This window comes from Acinetobacter sp. 24-47-47, from assembly GCF_057737035.1.
In genome coordinates this window covers 1,839,521-1,856,419 of record NZ_CM173216.1, presented here as the reverse complement: position 1 = coordinate 1,856,419, position 16,899 = coordinate 1,839,521, and the positions used below count along the sequence as shown (strand labels likewise).

Sequence of the window (16,899 nt, the reverse complement as noted above, 5' to 3'; positions counted from 1 at the left end):
TTAAAAAAATAAGTGTTAAAGGATTATATTTTTGCGCATCAAATATCTTGTCATTGGCTTCGTGCTGATTGCTTTGGCTGCCGCGAGTGGTATAGCAATTGCCTTATGGGTTTTTCAACATTTTAAAATTTACATTCCACTTGAAGATCAAGCCGTGAATATTGATCTTCAAGAGCCATTGCAAGCGAAAGTTCAAATCCATGATGCTTTGGATGTGAATGTGACAGGTCGTGTGAAAACGACCATTCCTATACGTGAAAATCTTTCTATTCCTGTACAACAAACATTGAATCCTATGGTTCATTTCGACAATCAAGTACCAATTAAAACGGTTATTCCAGTCCGTGAAAATTTGATTGTGGATCAAAATTTAGCAGTGGATACTAAAGTTAAGGTTCGCATTTTAGGCAAAGATATTACACTGCCATTGAAAGGGACGATTCCGATTAAACTTGATGTACCTGTTGAAATGGATGTTCCCTTAGATCAAATGGTTCACTTGAAATTTCAAGCACCTGTTCAAGCGGATTTAAAAGAGAATCTACGCATCCCATTAAATAAGGATTTAGATGTGGATATACCAGTAGAAGGTCATTTGAATGCACCAATTAAAACTGCGTTAGAAGCTTCAGTCAACGTACAAAATACTTTGCCAATTAAAATACAAAAAGGTGAGTTGGTTATCCCACTCAATACCTTAACATTACAAAAAAATCAAAAAGTGGAAGCAGCATCACCCATTAAAGTTCAGAAGGATGATCAATCTGCTGAATCGGTGAAAGCCCAGTGAGCTCGAGAAGCATGGGTGCTAAAAAAATCGTGGGATATGGTTCGCTCTTATTTATTATCGTGGCAAGCATTGTTGCCGTAGGTTTTTGGCTATATCTCAATATTCAAGCATCTGTTCAAGTCAGTGCGAAGAATGCAAGTGTACAGTTGTCAGAATCATTGCCGACCAAAATTGATGTTGGGAATTATCTTGAGGTACAAGCGATTGGCGCATTAAATACAGAAATTAAAGTACAGGAAAATATTGATTTAGATTTGCAGGGTAAATACAAAACCAATCTCAAGTTTAAAGTCGAAGTCCCTGTTTCTGTGAGTGTGGATTATCAAACGAAAGTAAAAATCGATCAAACGATTCCAATTAGTGCAACAACAGATTTGGTGTATAAAACACGATTTTTACCTAAATTTCCGTTAAATTTAGATTTGCCTATTCAGCTTGAAGTTCCATTTCATTTAAAGCGTACTTATCAGGTTCCGATTACGATTGATTTTGATGGTCCTGTCTATTTAGATTTGCATGAGCAGCTTGATGTGGATATTGATCATGTTTTCAAACCGGTATTGCATTTAAATGATCCAATTTTGATGAAGGATATATCTAGTTTTAGAGCAACAATGTATAACTTGGAGCGAGAAACAAAGGCGAATTTAGATATGAACTTGGATTTACCCCTTCGCAATATTAAAAAGTAAAAACTCCCCTTTAAGGGGAGTCTATCCTCTAAGCATTCAGGGCTTGCTGAATGCTTTCACGAATCGATGTGGTTTTTCGACCAATTAAATGTTCAAGATCTTTGTGTTCACTGTACATCGCACCATGGGAAGTGTGAAGATCTGCATCTACAATGACGTCAATGAGACCTACTGGTAAACCAGCTTGAATTAATCCTTGACGATAATCTTCTGGAGATAAGTTTTGATATTTCACAGGCTGTTGTGAAAACTCAGAAAGTAGGGTCGCAAAATCTTTTAAGCTAAAGCTTTCGCTACCAGCAAGCTCGTAAACTTTATTGAAATGTTGAGTGGATTCATCATTTAATATTTGAGCTGCAGCAGTGGCATAATCCAAACGAGAAGCTGAACTAATTAAACCATCTTGAGCCGCTCCGTACACAATGCCTGTCTCGATTTGATGGGTGAGCGCAGATAAATAGTTTTCGCTATACCAATTATTTCTTAAAAAGGTGTAGGTAATAGAACTTTCACGTATTAATTTTTCCGTTTCTCGATGTTCATTGGCTAAGCCAAGCGGAGAATGATCTGCGTTCAGTAAGCTGGTATAGATTAAGTGAGGAACTCTAGCTTGAATCGCAGCATCAATAACAGCCTTATGTTGTGGAGTGCGACGACCAATTTCATTGGCAGAAATGAGCAGGAGTTTATCAACATCCTGAAGTGAATTTGCGAGATCATCTGGCAGATCATAATCAAATTTGCGTACTTGAATACCTTCAGAAAATAAAATTTTAGCTTTTTCTGGGTTGCGAACCAAAGCAATAATTTCATGCTCGTTTTGAAGCTTTTTAAGCTCTTGAACAACTAAACGACCTAATTCACCAGTTGCACCTGTAATCGCAATTTTCATTTTAATTTCCTCTCATTGTGGCTAAAAAATAAACTTGATGAAGGCATATTAATCTGTTAACTTACTTAATGAAAGTACGTACCTAAAAGTAAGTTATTAACTGTTAAGAGAAAAATGATGAATACATATGCGCATAGTGATTTATTAGGTCAAGTTTTATCCAGTGAATGTCCTTCTCGTGAAATTTTGGAGCATCTCACCAGTAAATGGTCAGTTCTCATCCTAAGTTGCTTGAGTGATGGTGTGCATCGTTTTAGTGAGCTAAAACAAAGAATTGAGGGGGTGAGCGAAAAAATGTTGGCTCAGACACTAAAAACCTTAGAAAAAGATGGTTTTATTTTGCGCACTGTCTATCCAGTAGTTCCTCCAAAGGTGGAGTATCAACTCACTGTATTGGGTTCAAATGCAGCGATGAAATTAAATGAGTTGATCCATTGGATTGAGCGAAATTTACCCGAGATTTTGGAAAGTAAGGCAATTATTACGCGATAGTTATATTTCATCATTTCGTTATCGCTCAGTTTAAAGTGTGTACTGAGCGAGATGTTTATATGGTTTTCATGATCTTAAAATCATAACGATCAATACATAAAATTAAAATTGAGAAAAACAGTCCCAAAGCAACGCAACCAATCCATGCATAATGTTCCCAAGCATAAACAGCACCTAAAGAACCTAATGCAGCGCCTGAAAAGTAAATGGTCATATAGACAGCATTAATTCGTGAGCGTGCTTGACCATCAATACGATAGACTAGATTTTGATTTAAAACATGAAATGCAGTGAGACCAAAATAGCTCATCAATACGCCAAGTGCATAAATGAAGATGTTCTGTTGCGCGAAATATAATGGAATACAAGTGAACAGCATCAAGGTGATACATAATTGAGCGACAAATTCTTCTTTCCCTTTGCCAACTGTTTTACCAGACCAACTCGAGGAATAAATTCCGATAATACCTAACAGACCAAATAGACCAATTTGAAAATCAGTAAATTCATATGGGGCACTCCCTAAAACAAAAGTCATCGATGTAAACACCATTGATAGAATGCCAAATCCTAGGGCACCCGCGCAGGCACGGCGTATGAGATGCGGATTATGCTTCGCGATGCTCCAAAGTGATTTGTAAATATCGGTGACGTGTAAATGCGAAGCAGGTTGAGTGTTGGGGAGTTTTTTCCACATTAAACATGCAAAACATAAAGTCAAAATACCACTACTGAAATAAACGCCTTCCCAAGACCAATAAGTTGAAACAAAGCCGGCAAATGTCCTAGATAAAATAATCCCCATGACCAGTCCGCTCATGAGTTTACCTACAACTGCTGAGCTTAATTCAGGTGGGCTAATGGAAGAAGCAAAAGGGATTAATACTTGTGCTGATATGGCTCCAAATGTTGCACAGAGGGTAAAGATATATAAAGTGCTAATATCTGAGCTGAAAGATAAAAGGATCTGCGAAATTGCCGCAAATATCATTAAACTCACAATGAGTTTTCGTTTATTAAAAAAATCTCCAAGGGGTACCAAAAGCATGAGTCCGAGCATATAACCCACTTGAGCGATAACTACGGTAAATCCGGCTTGGCTGGTCGAAATTTCTAAACTTCTTTCGATTGAATAAATCAGTGGTTGATTGAAATAAGCTGAACCTGCACAGACACCACAGGCCAAAGCCATAACAAGCACGAATTGTGAGGATAAAGGGGTAGCAGAGCGATCCATGTCAAAATCTTAGAGTGCAATTTAATGCACTATAGGCATTATTTTATGGTTTCAGAAATAAATAAAACCAATGATGTCATTTGATAAAACAATGAGTAATGAATAAATCAAATTTAATGCAGTGATACACCAAAATATTAAAGACTCAATTTATGAAAAAAGTCGCTAACTTATTCTCAACCTGCATAAATATAGTCGAGAAATACTTTAAAATATGGCAGAATAGGCGGTTTTAAAGTTTTTAGAGGATTGGCATTATGCGCTTTGTTGATGAAGCAGTCATTACCGTAGAGGCTGGCGACGGTGGCAATGGCGTAGCCAGTTTTCGCCGTGAAAAATTCGTACCATTTGGTGGTCCAGATGGTGGTGATGGTGGTCGTGGTGGCAGCGTATATATTCAAGCTGATGACAACACCAGTACGCTTGTAGATTATCGTTATACCCGTAGATTTCGTGCTGAACGTGGTAAAAATGGTGCTGGCGCAAACTGTGCAGGTCGCGGTGGTGAATCCGTAACACTATATGTTCCAGTAGGAACAACAATTGTAGATACTGAGTCTGGCGACATCATTGGTGATTTAATTGAAAATGGTCAACGTGTTCTTGTTGCTCAAGGTGGTGACGGTGGTTTAGGTAACACTCACTTTAAGTCATCAACGAACCGTGCTCCGCGTAAATGTACACATGGTAACAAAGGTGAGTTCCGCGAAATTCGCCTAGAGCTGAAAGTCTTGGCAGATGTTGGCTTATTAGGTATGCCAAATGCGGGCAAATCAACATTTATTCGTGCTGTCTCTGCAGCAAAACCAAAAGTAGCAGATTACCCATTTACAACTATGATACCTAATCTTGGTGTTGTAGATGCAGATCGTCACCGTTCATTTGTAATGGCTGATATTCCAGGTTTGATCGAAGGTGCTGCAGAGGGTGCAGGTCTTGGTATTCGCTTCTTAAAACATTTGGCGCGTACTCGTATTCTTCTACATATCGTGGATGTACAGCCAATTGATGGATCAGATCCAGCTTATAATGCTAAGGCAATTTTAAATGAACTTTTAAAGTTCTCTCTAACATTGTCAAAACTCCCAGTGGTGTTGGTTTTAAATAAAGTAGATCAGTTGCCTGAAGACTCAAGAGATGAGTGGTGCAATCACATCCTTGAAGAGTTGAAATGGGAGGGTCCAGTATTTAAGACTTCAGGCTTGATGTCTGAGGGAACCAAAGAAGTCGTTTATTATTTAATGGATCAAATTGAACAACAGCGCGAACGCGAAGTTGAAGATCCAGAGTATGCAGCAGAAATGCAAGCATTCCGTGATCAGCTTGAAGCTGAAACACGTGAACAAACCATTGCCGCTAAAGAGGCTTATCGTGAAATGCGTCGTAAACAACGTCTTGCCAGTCAAGAGGATGACGATTTTGACGATGATGAAGATGATGGCGAAATGGAAGTGTACTACGTACGTTAATCTCTTTATATAAGAGACAGAGGACAAGATGATAGAAGTGGTAGATGGGCAACGTCAGCTCAAGGGTTGCAAAAGAATCGTTGTTAAAATCGGATCATCTTTACTCACAGCAAACGGAAAAGGTTTAGATATAGATGCAATCTCGCATTGGGCGGGGCAAATTGCAGATCTACACAATGCAGGGCATGAGATTATTCTCGTGTCTTCCGGTGCTGTGGCTGAAGGTATGGTTCGAATGAAACTTGAGAATCGACCCACGGATCTACCCAGTCTTCAAGCTTGTGCTGCCATTGGTCAAATGGGGCTCATACAAACTTGGTCAAGTGTATTATTGAATCACAATATTCAATCTGCCCAAGTTTTATTGACTCACGATGACTTGGCTGACCGTCGCCGTTATTTGAATTCTTGTGATGCTTTACAACATTTAATCGATTGGAAAGTGATTCCAGTGATTAATGAAAATGACACTGTATCTACTGATGAGATTCGATTCGGAGACAATGATACTTTAGCTGCAATGGTTGCAGGCCAAGTTCATGCTGACTTGCTGATTATATTGACAGATCAAGAGGGGATGTTTGATTCAGACCCGCGTTCAAATCCTAATGCGAAGTTGTTCCATACAGTTCGTGCATTAGATGAAAGTTTGTTTGATATGGCAGGTGGTGGTGGTAAGTTTGGTCGAGGTGGAATGCTGACCAAAGTGCGTGCTGCACGTTTAGCCGCGAAATCAGGATGTCCTACACTGATTGCCAGTGGAGACAGTAATCATGTGTTAACTCGATTAATGTCGGGTGAGATGCTGGGTACGTTGTTTATCACTGATAATGATCGAATAACTGCTCACCAACAATGGTTAGCTGCGCATTTGCAAACTGCAGGGCGATTGGTGATTGATGATGGTGCTGTGAAAGCAATCAAAGAAAATCATCGGAGTTTATTGCCTGTAGGTGTGAAAGCAGTTGAAGGGCATTTCGAGCGTGGTGATGTGGTGGAGTGTGTGGATCAGCAACGGCATCGCGTCGCAGTTGGTCGTGTCAACTTTAGTTCACGTAGCGCTGAAATTGTCAAAGGCTTACCATCAGATAAGGTACACCAAGTTCTAGGTGAAGCACGTTCATTAGAAATGATCCATCGCAATCATATGGCGATCTATTAATTTCTTATTAAAAAAAGCTCGCTTAGGCGAGCTTTTTTTGTGGGTCAAGATCGGGTAATTGATGAGATGATCCGACCATATAAGGATAATCAGCCATATCTAACATCGCTTGATCCTCATAAGAATTTCCATAAGCATAAATTGATTGAAATTGGTCTACATCATATTGCTTGAGTATGCGCTGTCTTTTTTCTTCGCCACTACAATCAGGAGAAGAATAATGACCCGTATAAAACTGATTGAGCACTTCAGTTTCAGTACAAATCAAATCTACATTTAAAATCTGAGAAATGGGTTTTAAATAAATATCAATGGATGCAGAGACAATCGCAATGCGGTCACCACGGAGTTGATGCTTGATTAATTGTTCATAAATGGGTGAGTTTAAGTGTTGTTGTAATGAATGGGCGTATTCAAGTGCAATCGGATCTGCATCAGACCTAGAAAATCCAGTAAACATTGCCTTGAATAGCTTAGGGCGCATTGCGTGCGCGGGGTAAATATTTAAAAAATAGGCTTGAATCCAAGGCAAGGTTTTTAGTCCTTGCTTAACAATATGTCGTTTTGATAAGGCGTAAAAGATAAAGCTAGTAAAACTATCTTTATCACATAATGTTCCATCAAAATCAAATAATGCTAGGTTTTGATTCTTTTTGCTTTCTGCATACATGTTTGATATCGACCGTTAACTCGCGTAGCAAACCAGTTGGTGTTGTAGTCGCGACTAAGCTTAGGACCTGAAATAACCACTTCAGGCATAATGGCATAAAATTTTTCTTTTCCAATTTTCTTTTCGTAAAGCTCAGTCACAGCTTTATAAGTTTGCGTATCTTCAAACTTTTTCTCTTTTTCTTTCTTTAAATCAGCTCGAATTTGACGAGGTGTAATAAATACATTATTTGCGGCAAATACATTGATAAGTTCTTGTTCAGATTGACTCTTTTCAGCTTTTGGATTGCCATTTTTATTGTACAGTAATAAGTCGCCATCAAGCGTTAACTCTGCTGCTGTTAATTCATTGAGCATGCTTTGGAAAGCGGCGTTACGACTTGAATACATGCCTGAATTGTAGTCTGCAAAGCGATATATGGGTTGATCATAATCTGCTGGATACATCATCAGGCGGTGAATACCATAATAGAGTCCGCCATATTGACTATAAAGGTCTGATCTTAGATCAGCGATACTTCCACCTTGGCGCTTATGATCTTTTGCATAGCTAATATGAACTTGCATAGAGCCTAAAGTGGTAATGGGATTTAGTTTTTCACCAATATCTTGACCAACGAGTTTAGCTGCACCAGTAAGTGCACTGACATGGTAGTGTTTTGCCATGTGAGCAAAAATCTCACGATACAATTCATCTAATTCTCGTTCGGTAGACACTTTCCGCATTTGTTTCAGATAGTTGTCTTCAGGGGTTGGCTGATTTTTTAAGACCTCTTGGAAATAGCCCGCAACTGTGCCTCCGATACTATCCCCTAATTTATCTTTAAATTTTTCATCTAAACGATCATCAATTTCTTTCACTGCTTTGGCACCTAGTCCGGGTACATGGGGATCTGCAACAAAATTAGATTCTTGATCGACTACAGCAATAATGGTACACACATTTTCTTTCGTTTGAGGTATACCAAGTTGCTCGGTTATTTTATAAATATCCTCGGCCCATGAACCACGATTATTAACGCGGCCAGGAATGAGTTTTGAGATTTGTTCTGCATCAATCGTTTTGTCTTGTGTGTTCCACCACGATGAGTCACCACAAGCACTCATGAATAAACTTAATGTAGCAACACTACAGGCTTTAAAAATTACATTAGAGCGAAAGCTATTTTTCATAAATGCAAAGTATCAGGGATAAAGATTCTAGCGAAGTATACTATTTCATTCACGATTTGTGAGAACTTATATGTATACAAGATGATGGCAGCATGCTTCAAATCAAAATCTAAGTTTTGAGCTTAAGTTCATCCATTAACATTCAAGCAAAATGAGATAAAACATATTTTTAGTTTCAAACGTTATATAATTTAATGCTTGTATCCAATTTCAATCTCTCAATGAGTGCAGATTTAAAAAGTTAAGCATTCTGAAACTGTTTCATCATCATTGGTATTATTCATGTCTCAACATCCTGTGATCCGTGATTTATTTGATCGCGAAAAAACAACTCCTGTTTTTGTAGCACCCATGGCAGGTGTAACGGATCGACCATTTAGAACCTTGTGTAAATATTTTGGTGCAGGACATGCAGTTAGTGAAATGATGACTTCTGACAAAACGCTTCGTATGAGCAAGAAAAGTCTCTACCGAGCCAACTTTGATGGTGAAATTGCTCCAATTTCAGCACAAATAGCAGGATCAGAGCCACGGGATTTAGCTGAAGCTGCACGATATCAAGTGTCAAATGGTGCTCAAATCGTTGACATCAATATGGGCTGCCCAGCGAAAAAGGTGTGCAATAAATTAGCAGGTTCTGCACTCTTACAAGATGAAGACTTGGTAGCCAGAATTTTAGATGCGGTGGTCGAGGCAGTAGATGTCCCTGTAACACTTAAAACGCGCTTAGGATTTTTAAACGGACATGAAAATATTATGCGTGTGTCGAAGCGCGCAGAACAAGCGGGTATTGCAGCTTTAGCATTGCATGGTCGTACACGGGAAGATATGTATTTAAATACTGCACGTTATGATCTAATTAAAGAAGTGAAGCAAAATATCTCTATTCCAGTCATTGCAAATGGAGATATTGATAGCCCAGAGAAAGCCAAGTATGTATTAGATCATACTAGTGCTGATGCCGTGATGATTGGCCGAGCAGCACAAGGTCGTCCATGGATTTTTAGAGAAATTGCTCATTATTTAAAAACGGGACAGCCACTTGCAGCGCCATCGATTGCTGAAGTGAAAGAAGTTCTATTGGGACATCTGAATGAGCTATATGAATTTTACGGTGAGTATTCAGGCTGTCGCATTGCACGTAAACATATCGCGTGGTACACAAAAGGTCTCCACTCAAGTAATGAATTTCGTCAGAATATGTACAAAGTAGAAAGTACAGCGGAACAAGCCAAAGTCGTAGCCAATTATTTCGATTTACTTTTGTCAGAAGGGCAAATTATGAGTGATGTTCAAGTGGAATCTGTGGATTTATTAAAATCAGGTTGAGTTTCTATATGTCTGCACTTAACTGAAATAAGTTATTCATAGATTCTACTGTTTAAATTCAAGAGGTTGTAAATTTATTTCAGAATCCGATTTTTTCTCTTCAGAAGAATGTGATTGATCTTGATTTAAAATTTGAGCATCTAGCTGCTCAACATTATGTTGAGTGGACTGATCTTTATCTTGAGCATGTGAATAGGTGTCTATTCCGAATCCAAACGCCATAAGTGCTAATAATACAAAACCCATACTTTTCGCTACATAATTTAACAATTCATTGTAAATTAAAAAACTACAGCTCGGTATGGGTTTTATCGATTATTTAAGTATCATATTGATCAATTTCTAATATGATTTGATTGATTAAATCAGGTGCTTCTAAAACTCTGATTTGATTTACATTACTTCCTGCCCAGAATGCACCAAAACTTTCATCTTTGTTGATTAATGCTGCTGCATTTAGTTGTTTACCTAAATCATATGCATAAGGGTAGGGAGCAACTAACTCACGCTGAGGTAAATCTACGAGAGTTGACCAACTGTTGATTATCCCTCTCGCTGGTCGCCCAGAGATGCTTGATGTAATTTGAGTTAAAGGCTTACTTAATAATGCATTACGATAAGCTGCATTTGCAGCTGAACTCTTGCATTGTACAAATGCAGTACCGAGTTGTACGGCTGAAGCTCCGAGATTCATCATATATTTAGCTTGAAAGCCATTCATGATTCCACCAGCTGCTACGACAGGTATCTTGCAGGTAGGAACAAGTAATTTTATTAAATCTGCTGTTTTGATTGCACTGTCAAAATGCTCATTAAAAATACCACGGTGTCCTCCCGCTTCAATACCTTGTGCAATGATGATATCAATCCCAGCGTCTTCAATTGCTCTAGCTTCCGCTAAGTTCGTTGCTGATACCATCGTAATAATACCAGCCTCTTTGAGGGCAGCTATTTGATGTGCATGAGGTATCCCAAAGTGAAAACTCACCGCCTTAGGTCGAGTTTCTAAGACTAAATCTAAAAAATCATCATTATCTAAAAAACTGGGGTAAATACATTTTAATTCTTTGGGTGGTTCAGTATTAAAGTTATCAAAGTGGGGTTTTAGATAATTTATCCAATTTAGATTCCGTTCAGAATCAAGTTCAGTTGGTTTGTGGCAAAAGAAATTCACCTGAAAGGGTAAATCTGTTAATTTTTGAGTTGCAACTATTTGTTGTCGAGCATTTTGGATACTGGCAGCACCTAAACCAAGAGACCCCAATCCACCTTGATTGGATACTTCAGCTGCCAGTTCTGGTGTGGATACCCCAGCCATTGGCGCCAAAAAAATGGGATGCTGAATGGATAATTGTTCGAGTAAAGACATAATCAAGCTCCATGATTTAATTTCACTTTGCACAATCATGATCGGAGAATCAAATTATATTCATTATTTAGTGCGAAAATGCAAAGCGTCAAACTGTGTCGCATGAATGATCAGCGACATTTAGTAGAATAAATAAACAATTATAATATTCGAAATCTCATTGTTTCCCCTTACATATATGTCTGATCGTATCCGTGAAAAATTACAGATTTTAGCTGATGCTGCCAAATATGATGTGTCTTGTTCCTCAAGTGGTAGTAACCGCAAGAACAAAGATAAAGGTCTTGGTAATACAGGTTCCGGAATTTGCCATAGTTATACCGAAGATGGTCGCTGTGTTTCATTATTAAAAATTTTATTCTCAAATGTCTGTATTTATGATTGTGCGTATTGTGTCTCTCGCCGTTCAAATGACGTAAAGCGAGCAGCATTTACCGTCCAAGAAGTGGTAGATCTGACCATTAATTTTTATCGTCGAAACTATATAGAAGGGTTATTTTTAAGTTCAGGAATTTTTAAATCCGCGGATTACACCATGGAGAGAATGCTTCAAGTCGTAAAAAAATTAAGACTGGAAGAAAATTTTAATGGGTACATTCATCTCAAAACTATTCCGGGCGCTTCGCAAGAAATTATTCATGAGGCTGGACTGTATGTCGATCGGATGAGCATTAACTTAGAAATGCCGACAGAAGAAGGCTTGGTGAAATTTGCACCTGAAAAGTCGCATGCAGAAGTGCAGAAAGATTTAGGTATTGTGAGAGACCGTTTGATTGAATTGAAAGATGAGAGAAAACTAATCAAGTCGGTTCCTAAATTTGTGCCTGCTGGTCAGACAACACAAATGGTGGTCGGTGCGCATCACGAAACAGATCGTGATGTAATCTTGATGGCTGACAAGCACTATAAAGATTTTAAATTAAAACGGGTGTATTACTCAGGATATATACCTATCAATCCAGAAGAGTCTGCTTTACCTGCTGTAGGTTCTGCACCGCCGTTATTGCGAGAAAATCGCTTATATCAATCAGATTGGTTAATGCGTTTTTATGGATTTGAAGCCAACGAAATTGTGGATGAAGCACATCCCAATTTAGATTTAGAGGTTGATCCTAAATTAGGTTGGGCTTTAAGACATCCAGAGCAGTTTCCAGTGGATATTAATACTGCTGAATATAAAATGATTTTACGTGTTCCTGGCATTGGTGTGAGATCTGCTAAGAAAATTGTACAGGCTCGCCGTTTTGGAAAAATTCATATCGATCAGTTAAAGCGCTTAGGCGTTGCTTATAATCGTGCTCAACATTTTATTCGATGTGCTGATACACCTAAGTTTAAAAGAGAACAGCACGCTCATCAGATCCGCCAGCAAATTTTACAAAGTGGGCAATCAAAATATGTGAAACAACTGTCACCTCAACTAGGATTTGGGTTTTAAATGGCTGTGTATGTTTTTGATGGTACCATGACTGGGTTGCTGTGCTGTGTATTTAGAGCTTTTCAATTCAAAGAGTTCGACGTAAAAGTTCAAACTGAAGGAAACTCTCACCAGAATTTATTTGATGAGTCAGTCCGAGTTTACAGTGAAGAAAAGCAAGCTGAACGAGTCTGGCAAGGTTTAAAATCTAAAATTTCTGCTTCAAGTTTGCGTAATTGGTATTTTACTTTTTTGTCTGAGCAGGAAGTGGCATACCAACATCTATTTGATTATTCCATTTATATCTTTAAGCACCAATATGCCGTTGAAAAAAATTTCGGTCATCATGATGTTTTAGCGCTTGCACAATGGGCTAAACAAGTTGGTCGTGAAAAGCACCGAATGGAGGCATTTGTTCGCTTTAAAAAGTGTAAGGATGGTTTATTTTTATCATTAGTAAGACCAGATTTTAATGTTCTGCCTTTAATCTCTAAGCATTTCAAAGCACGTTATCAAGACCAGCGTTGGTTAATTTATGATGAAAAGCGACGCTACGGAATTTACTATGATTTGAAGCAAGTCCATCAAGTTAATTTGAATGCAGCCGAAATTGATCAAAATATCCATATAGGTTCTAGTCAATCATTCATGATTGAACTCGATGATCAAGAAGAGCTATATGATCAACTTTGGAAGGATTATTTTAAGAGTGTAAATATAGTGGCACGTGATAATCCTAAGTTGCATGTTCAATACGTACCTAAAAGGTATTGGAGATATATGAATGAAAAACAGGTTTAGTATGATTTTTTAAAAATAAGTTTTTGAATTTAATTAATAAAATATAATAAAAACGATTATATAAGAGTGTTTTAAATTTATACGGCTAAAAATTTTAATATTTTTTTGTTATATTTATTTAGGAGTAATTCATATAAACTATTGAATTATATATTTATATATATTGTTCTTAGATTGCATTAAAATTTAATTATACTTTATAGGTATATATTGGGTCATAAAATAAAATTATTTGTATTTTTAATATTCAAAATTAACTTATGAATTTTTAATTTTCATTTTTTTTTCTAAAAATATCAAAACTTAATTTTATATGAGTTAATTTTTATGACGATTCATATTTAGTCATCTCAGCCCAATTGGACTCCATAAATCTTTTTTTCTTAGACTAATAGTTAAGCCCGACTTTTTCATTCAAAAAGTGAATGTCACTAGAATTTCGACCTTTGAAATTATTTAACGCGCAATTCATTTTTGAGTGTGAAATTTATTGCATTTAACAATGGATTCACTTTTTTGAATTAGAAGGGCCTTCCATGGATATTCACGTTGATGAGCAATCTCAACCACCTAAGAAGCAAAAGTTTTATCAAATTTTATATGTTCAAGTCATCTTTGCAATTATTGCGGGTGTCACACTTGGACATTTTATGCCGGAGTTGGGGGCAAGTTTAAAACCTCTTGGCGATGCTTTTATTAAAATCGTCAAAATGATCATTGCACCCGTTATTTTCTTGACTGTGGTCACGGGTATTGCTGGTATGACGAATATGGGCGCAGTGGGGCGAGTGACGGGTAAAGCAATGGCTTACTTTTTAACTTTCTCTACGCTTGCGCTGATTGTGGGCATGATTGTTGCTAATCTTATTCAGCCGGGTAAAGGTCTTAATATCGATCCTGCTGCTTTAGAAGGTGACAAAGTTTCAACTTATGTTGAAAAAGCTCAGGATGCCTCTATTGTTGACTTCTTCATGAATATCATACCAAAGACTTTAATCAGTCCTTTGGCGGGTGGTGATATTCTTCAGGTTTTATTTGTTGCTGTTCTATTTGGTTTAGCGCTTGCAGCGGTGGGTGAAAAAGGGAAACCAGTTACAGACTTCTTAACGACACTGACCGCTCCGGTATTTTACCTTGTCGGTATGTTGATGAAACTAGCTCCAATTGGTGCATTTGGTGCGATGGCGTATACGATTGGTGCTTTCGGTATTTCGAGTATTGGAAATTTACTATTATTAATCGTAACGTTCTATATTACTTCACTTTTATTTGTTCTGCTTATTCTGGGAGCAGTTGCACGATACAATGGATTTTCTATCATTGATCTCATCCGCTATATCAAAGATGAATTATGGTTAGTATTAGGCACGAGCTCTTCTGAAGCTGCACTTCCAACGCTGATGAATAAAATGGAAAAAGCAGGTTGTGAAAAGTCGGTCGTTGGTTTGGTCATTCCAACTGGATATTCATTTAATTTAGATGGTACAAATATCTATATGACGATGGCTGCTCTTTTTATTGCTCAAGCCTGTAATATCGATTTGACCATTTGGGAACAGATCACAATTTTGTTGGTTGCGATGATTAGTTCAAAAGGGGCTGCAGGTGTAACGGGGGCGGGCTTTATTACTCTGGCAGCTACATTATCCGTTGTTCCAGCATTACCTGTTGCAGGGATGGCACTTATTTTAGGTATCGATCGTTTTATGTCTGAATGCCGCGCATTAACTAACCTTGTTGGCAATGCTTGTGCAGCAATCGTTGTAGCACGTTGGGATAATGCATTAGATAAAGAACAATTAGATGCAACTTTGAAAAAGAAAGTAGAGGCTTGACTTCACTTTTAATATCTAAATCTTAAGCCCATCTTCGGATGGGTTTTTATATAGATGATGCAGCATTTAACAAACTCAAAGTAAGCACATAAAGACTTATTATAAGAACAAACTTTGGTGACTTAGCTGATTTTAATCGGATGAAATTTAATACTCCTTTCTTTTTCTTATTCTATTAAGTGGTTGTAATTGCACTATAGAAAGATAAAAACGCCCAATTGAAATTAGGCGTTCTCAAATATCGATATTTGCTGATTAGCAACCTGTAAGTTTTTCAGGCTGAGGCTTTTCATTCGGGAAAAATAGTGGACGAAGTTTCACACCTATACCATTACCAATAAAAGCGAAAATCAGCCATAACCACCCATGTAGACTGCCTGATGCAATGCCGCTGAAATAAGCACCGATGTTACAACCGTATGCTAATCGAGCGCCATAACCCAACATGATCCCCCCAATGACTGCTGCTAGAATTGAGCGTTTAGGGATATTAAGACTCGGTGCAAATTTTCCAGCGAGACCTGCTGCAAGTAAAGCGCCGAGCATGATGCCAAAATTCATCATAGAGGTGATATCAAACCACAACGAATTTGCTAAAGCTTTAGCATTTCCAGGTTGTTGCCAATAGTCCCAAGCTGTTACATCAATTCCGACTAATGTTGCACCTTTCGCTGCCCATACTGCGAGTGCAGATGTGACACCCCATGGGCGACCAGCCAATGCAAGCGTGGCGAAATTAAGCAGGGTGAGAATAATACCACCCCAAATTAAAGGCCATGGTCCCTTTAAGAAACGTTTCCAGCCTTGATGTGCTGCAACAGGTTCTTGTTCAAGCTGACCGTGGCGTTTTTTCTCGAAGTAGACTGTTGCTAATGCGATCAAACCAAATAGCACGAAATTGAGTATTAGCGCTGGAATAACACCAAAGCTTTGTACTACTGAAATAGGGGCTAAGTGTGGCAGTGCAAACCACCATTCAATATGTGAAGTAGCGATCAGTGAGCCTAAACAGAAAAAGAATAGAGTGATCAGCATACGTGAGCTACCACCACCGACTGTATAGAGTGTCCCAGATGCGCAACCACCACCCAGTTGCATGCCAATTCCGAAAATAAATGCACCAATCATCACGGACATCGATACGGGATTGACGTTGCCTTTAACGGGTTGACCAAATAATTCACCTGCACCTAAAGCTGGGAAGAAGAGCAGCACTGCCAGTGCGAGCATAATCATTTGTGCACGTAAACCACGACCTTTGCGTTCTTTAATAAAAACGCGCCAGCTCGATGTAAAACCAAATGATGCATGGTAGAGCGTCATACCAAGCGCACCACCAATAAGGAATAACAGGGCTTGATTAATTCCCACAATTTGATAAGCACCAAGGGTGCCTACAATCAATAAAACAATAGCGATCCAGACCGATGACTGTGATCGGTCAGATTGAGCTGCAATAATGGACATGAAGATAAGAAAAGCTGATAAAACACATCAGTATTTTAATTGATTGATTGTGGGTTGATAGTCCTACACTGCATTTATGCATTAAATGCTGCTGAGTAATATTGA

Annotated in this window: 16 protein-coding genes; 9 read left to right on the top strand and 7 right to left on the bottom strand. The window is 38.2% G+C overall.

All coding sequences use genetic code 11. The features are described 5' to 3' along the window. Positions 1-31: 31 nt before the first annotated feature. Positions 32-790 (top strand): MFS transporter, encoded by a 759-nt coding sequence (locus AC1M9E_RS08715; protein ID WP_481607636.1) that lies wholly within the window; start codon positions 32-34, stop codon positions 788-790. Between the two features lie 11 nt (positions 791-801). Next, entirely contained in the window at positions 802-1,482 is a 681-nt protein-coding gene (locus tag AC1M9E_RS08710) for a hypothetical protein (protein ID WP_481607694.1), read from the top strand. Positions 1,483-1,510: 28 nt separating this feature from the next. On the opposite strand, the gene AC1M9E_RS08705 is transcribed toward AC1M9E_RS08710, so the two are convergent. Further along, entirely contained in the window at positions 1,511-2,374 is an 864-nt protein-coding gene (locus tag AC1M9E_RS08705) for an SDR family oxidoreductase (RefSeq protein WP_481607635.1), read from the bottom strand. Between the two features lie 117 nt (positions 2,375-2,491). Here AC1M9E_RS08705 and AC1M9E_RS08700 point away from each other — a divergent pair, with 117 nt between their 5' ends. Continuing rightward, on the top strand, positions 2,492-2,866 hold the full coding sequence (locus AC1M9E_RS08700) for a winged helix-turn-helix transcriptional regulator (protein ID WP_481607634.1): 375 nt from the start codon (positions 2,492-2,494) through the stop codon (positions 2,864-2,866). A 55-nt stretch (positions 2,867-2,921) separates the two neighbouring features. Here AC1M9E_RS08700 and AC1M9E_RS08695 read toward each other — a convergent pair whose 3' ends face one another. Beyond that, positions 2,922-4,103 carry an MFS transporter gene (locus AC1M9E_RS08695; RefSeq protein WP_481607633.1) on the bottom strand — a complete coding sequence of 394 codons (1,182 nt, stop codon included), beginning with the start codon at positions 4,101-4,103 and terminating at the stop codon, positions 2,922-2,924. Between the two features lie 257 nt (positions 4,104-4,360). Between AC1M9E_RS08695 and cgtA the strand changes: the two genes are divergently transcribed. Together cgtA and proB are read left to right on the top strand one after the other, a co-directional pair. After that, positions 4,361-5,572, top strand: coding sequence for an Obg family GTPase CgtA (cgtA, locus tag AC1M9E_RS08690; protein ID WP_488224692.1), 1,212 nt, complete (start codon positions 4,361-4,363; stop codon positions 5,570-5,572). Between the two features lie 28 nt (positions 5,573-5,600). Continuing rightward, positions 5,601-6,734 (top strand): glutamate 5-kinase, encoded by a 1,134-nt coding sequence (proB, locus tag AC1M9E_RS08685; protein ID WP_035265485.1) that lies wholly within the window; start codon positions 5,601-5,603, stop codon positions 6,732-6,734. Between the two features lie 22 nt (positions 6,735-6,756). Here proB and AC1M9E_RS08680 read toward each other — a convergent pair whose 3' ends face one another. Both AC1M9E_RS08680 and AC1M9E_RS08675 read right to left on the bottom strand, forming a co-directional pair. Next, entirely contained in the window at positions 6,757-7,404 is a 648-nt protein-coding gene (locus AC1M9E_RS08680) for an HAD-IB family hydrolase (protein WP_481589042.1), read from the bottom strand. Continuing rightward, positions 7,371-8,576: a DUF1615 domain-containing protein gene (locus AC1M9E_RS08675; protein ID WP_092767037.1), complete on the bottom strand. Its 1,206-nt coding sequence runs from the start codon at positions 8,574-8,576 to the stop codon at positions 7,371-7,373. Before AC1M9E_RS08675 ends, AC1M9E_RS08680 begins: the two co-directional genes overlap by 34 nt. A gap of 282 nt (positions 8,577-8,858) precedes the next feature. On the opposite strand from AC1M9E_RS08675, the gene dusB reads away from it, so the two are divergent. Then, positions 8,859-9,905: a tRNA dihydrouridine synthase DusB gene (gene dusB, locus AC1M9E_RS08670; RefSeq protein ID WP_481607631.1), complete on the top strand. Its 1,047-nt coding sequence runs from the start codon at positions 8,859-8,861 to the stop codon at positions 9,903-9,905. A gap of 45 nt (positions 9,906-9,950) precedes the next feature. Here dusB and AC1M9E_RS08665 read toward each other — a convergent pair whose 3' ends face one another. Both AC1M9E_RS08665 and AC1M9E_RS08660 read right to left on the bottom strand, forming a co-directional pair. Further along, positions 9,951-10,151, bottom strand: coding sequence for a hypothetical protein (locus AC1M9E_RS08665; protein WP_180028411.1), 201 nt, complete (start codon positions 10,149-10,151; stop codon positions 9,951-9,953). Between the two features lie 73 nt (positions 10,152-10,224). Then, positions 10,225-11,274, bottom strand: a complete 1,050-nt coding sequence (locus AC1M9E_RS08660) for an NAD(P)H-dependent flavin oxidoreductase (protein ID WP_488224691.1) — start codon at positions 11,272-11,274, stop codon at positions 10,225-10,227. 178 nt (positions 11,275-11,452) lie between these two features. Here AC1M9E_RS08660 and AC1M9E_RS08655 point away from each other — a divergent pair, with 178 nt between their 5' ends. The 3 genes from AC1M9E_RS08655 to AC1M9E_RS08645 all read left to right on the top strand — a co-directional run bounded on the left by AC1M9E_RS08655 (position 11,453) and on the right by AC1M9E_RS08645 (position 15,327). Continuing rightward, entirely contained in the window at positions 11,453-12,712 is a 1,260-nt protein-coding gene (locus tag AC1M9E_RS08655) for a putative DNA modification/repair radical SAM protein (protein WP_180028409.1), read from the top strand. Then, a complete protein-coding gene (locus AC1M9E_RS08650) occupies positions 12,713-13,492 on the top strand; it encodes a TIGR03915 family putative DNA repair protein (RefSeq protein WP_481607629.1) in 780 nt (259 codons plus the stop codon). It begins immediately after the preceding gene. Between the two features lie 536 nt (positions 13,493-14,028). Continuing rightward, the gene (locus AC1M9E_RS08645; protein ID WP_035265514.1) at positions 14,029-15,327 is read left to right on the top strand and encodes a dicarboxylate/amino acid:cation symporter; all 1,299 of its coding nucleotides are present in this window, start codon (positions 14,029-14,031) and stop codon (positions 15,325-15,327) included. Positions 15,328-15,582: 255 nt separating this feature from the next. Here the strand turns inward: AC1M9E_RS08645 and AC1M9E_RS08640 are convergent, their stop codons facing one another. Then, positions 15,583-16,794, bottom strand: a complete 1,212-nt coding sequence (locus AC1M9E_RS08640) for a YeeE/YedE family protein (RefSeq protein ID WP_481607628.1) — start codon at positions 16,792-16,794, stop codon at positions 15,583-15,585. Between the last annotated feature and the right edge of the window lie 105 nt (positions 16,795-16,899).

Bases quoted from the DNA above. Each gene is read 5' to 3' on its own strand.
- AC1M9E_RS08710 (WP_481607694.1), top strand. From the start codon at position 802: ATGGGTGCTAAAAAAATCGTGGGATATGGTTCGCTCTTATTTATTATC.
- AC1M9E_RS08705 (WP_481607635.1), bottom strand. From the start codon at position 2,374: ATGAAAATTGCGATTACAGGTGCAACTGGTGAATTAGGTCGTTTAGTT.
- AC1M9E_RS08700 (WP_481607634.1), top strand. From the start codon at position 2,492: ATGAATACATATGCGCATAGTGATTTATTAGGTCAAGTTTTATCCAGT.
- AC1M9E_RS08695 (WP_481607633.1), bottom strand. From the start codon at position 4,103: ATGGATCGCTCTGCTACCCCTTTATCCTCACAATTCGTGCTTGTTATG.
- cgtA (WP_488224692.1), top strand. From the start codon at position 4,361: ATGCGCTTTGTTGATGAAGCAGTCATTACCGTAGAGGCTGGCGACGGT.
- proB (WP_035265485.1), top strand. From the start codon at position 5,601: ATGATAGAAGTGGTAGATGGGCAACGTCAGCTCAAGGGTTGCAAAAGA.
- AC1M9E_RS08680 (WP_481589042.1), bottom strand. From the start codon at position 7,404: ATGTATGCAGAAAGCAAAAAGAATCAAAACCTAGCATTATTTGATTTT.
- AC1M9E_RS08675 (WP_092767037.1), bottom strand. From the start codon at position 8,576: ATGAAAAATAGCTTTCGCTCTAATGTAATTTTTAAAGCCTGTAGTGTT.
- dusB (WP_481607631.1), top strand. From the start codon at position 8,859: ATGTCTCAACATCCTGTGATCCGTGATTTATTTGATCGCGAAAAAACA.
- AC1M9E_RS08665 (WP_180028411.1), bottom strand. From the start codon at position 10,151: ATGGGTTTTGTATTATTAGCACTTATGGCGTTTGGATTCGGAATAGAC.
- AC1M9E_RS08660 (WP_488224691.1), bottom strand. From the start codon at position 11,274: ATGTCTTTACTCGAACAATTATCCATTCAGCATCCCATTTTTTTGGCG.
- AC1M9E_RS08655 (WP_180028409.1), top strand. From the start codon at position 11,453: ATGTCTGATCGTATCCGTGAAAAATTACAGATTTTAGCTGATGCTGCC.
- AC1M9E_RS08650 (WP_481607629.1), top strand. From the start codon at position 12,713: ATGGCTGTGTATGTTTTTGATGGTACCATGACTGGGTTGCTGTGCTGT.
- AC1M9E_RS08645 (WP_035265514.1), top strand. From the start codon at position 14,029: ATGGATATTCACGTTGATGAGCAATCTCAACCACCTAAGAAGCAAAAG.
- AC1M9E_RS08640 (WP_481607628.1), bottom strand. From the start codon at position 16,794: ATGTCCATTATTGCAGCTCAATCTGACCGATCACAGTCATCGGTCTGG.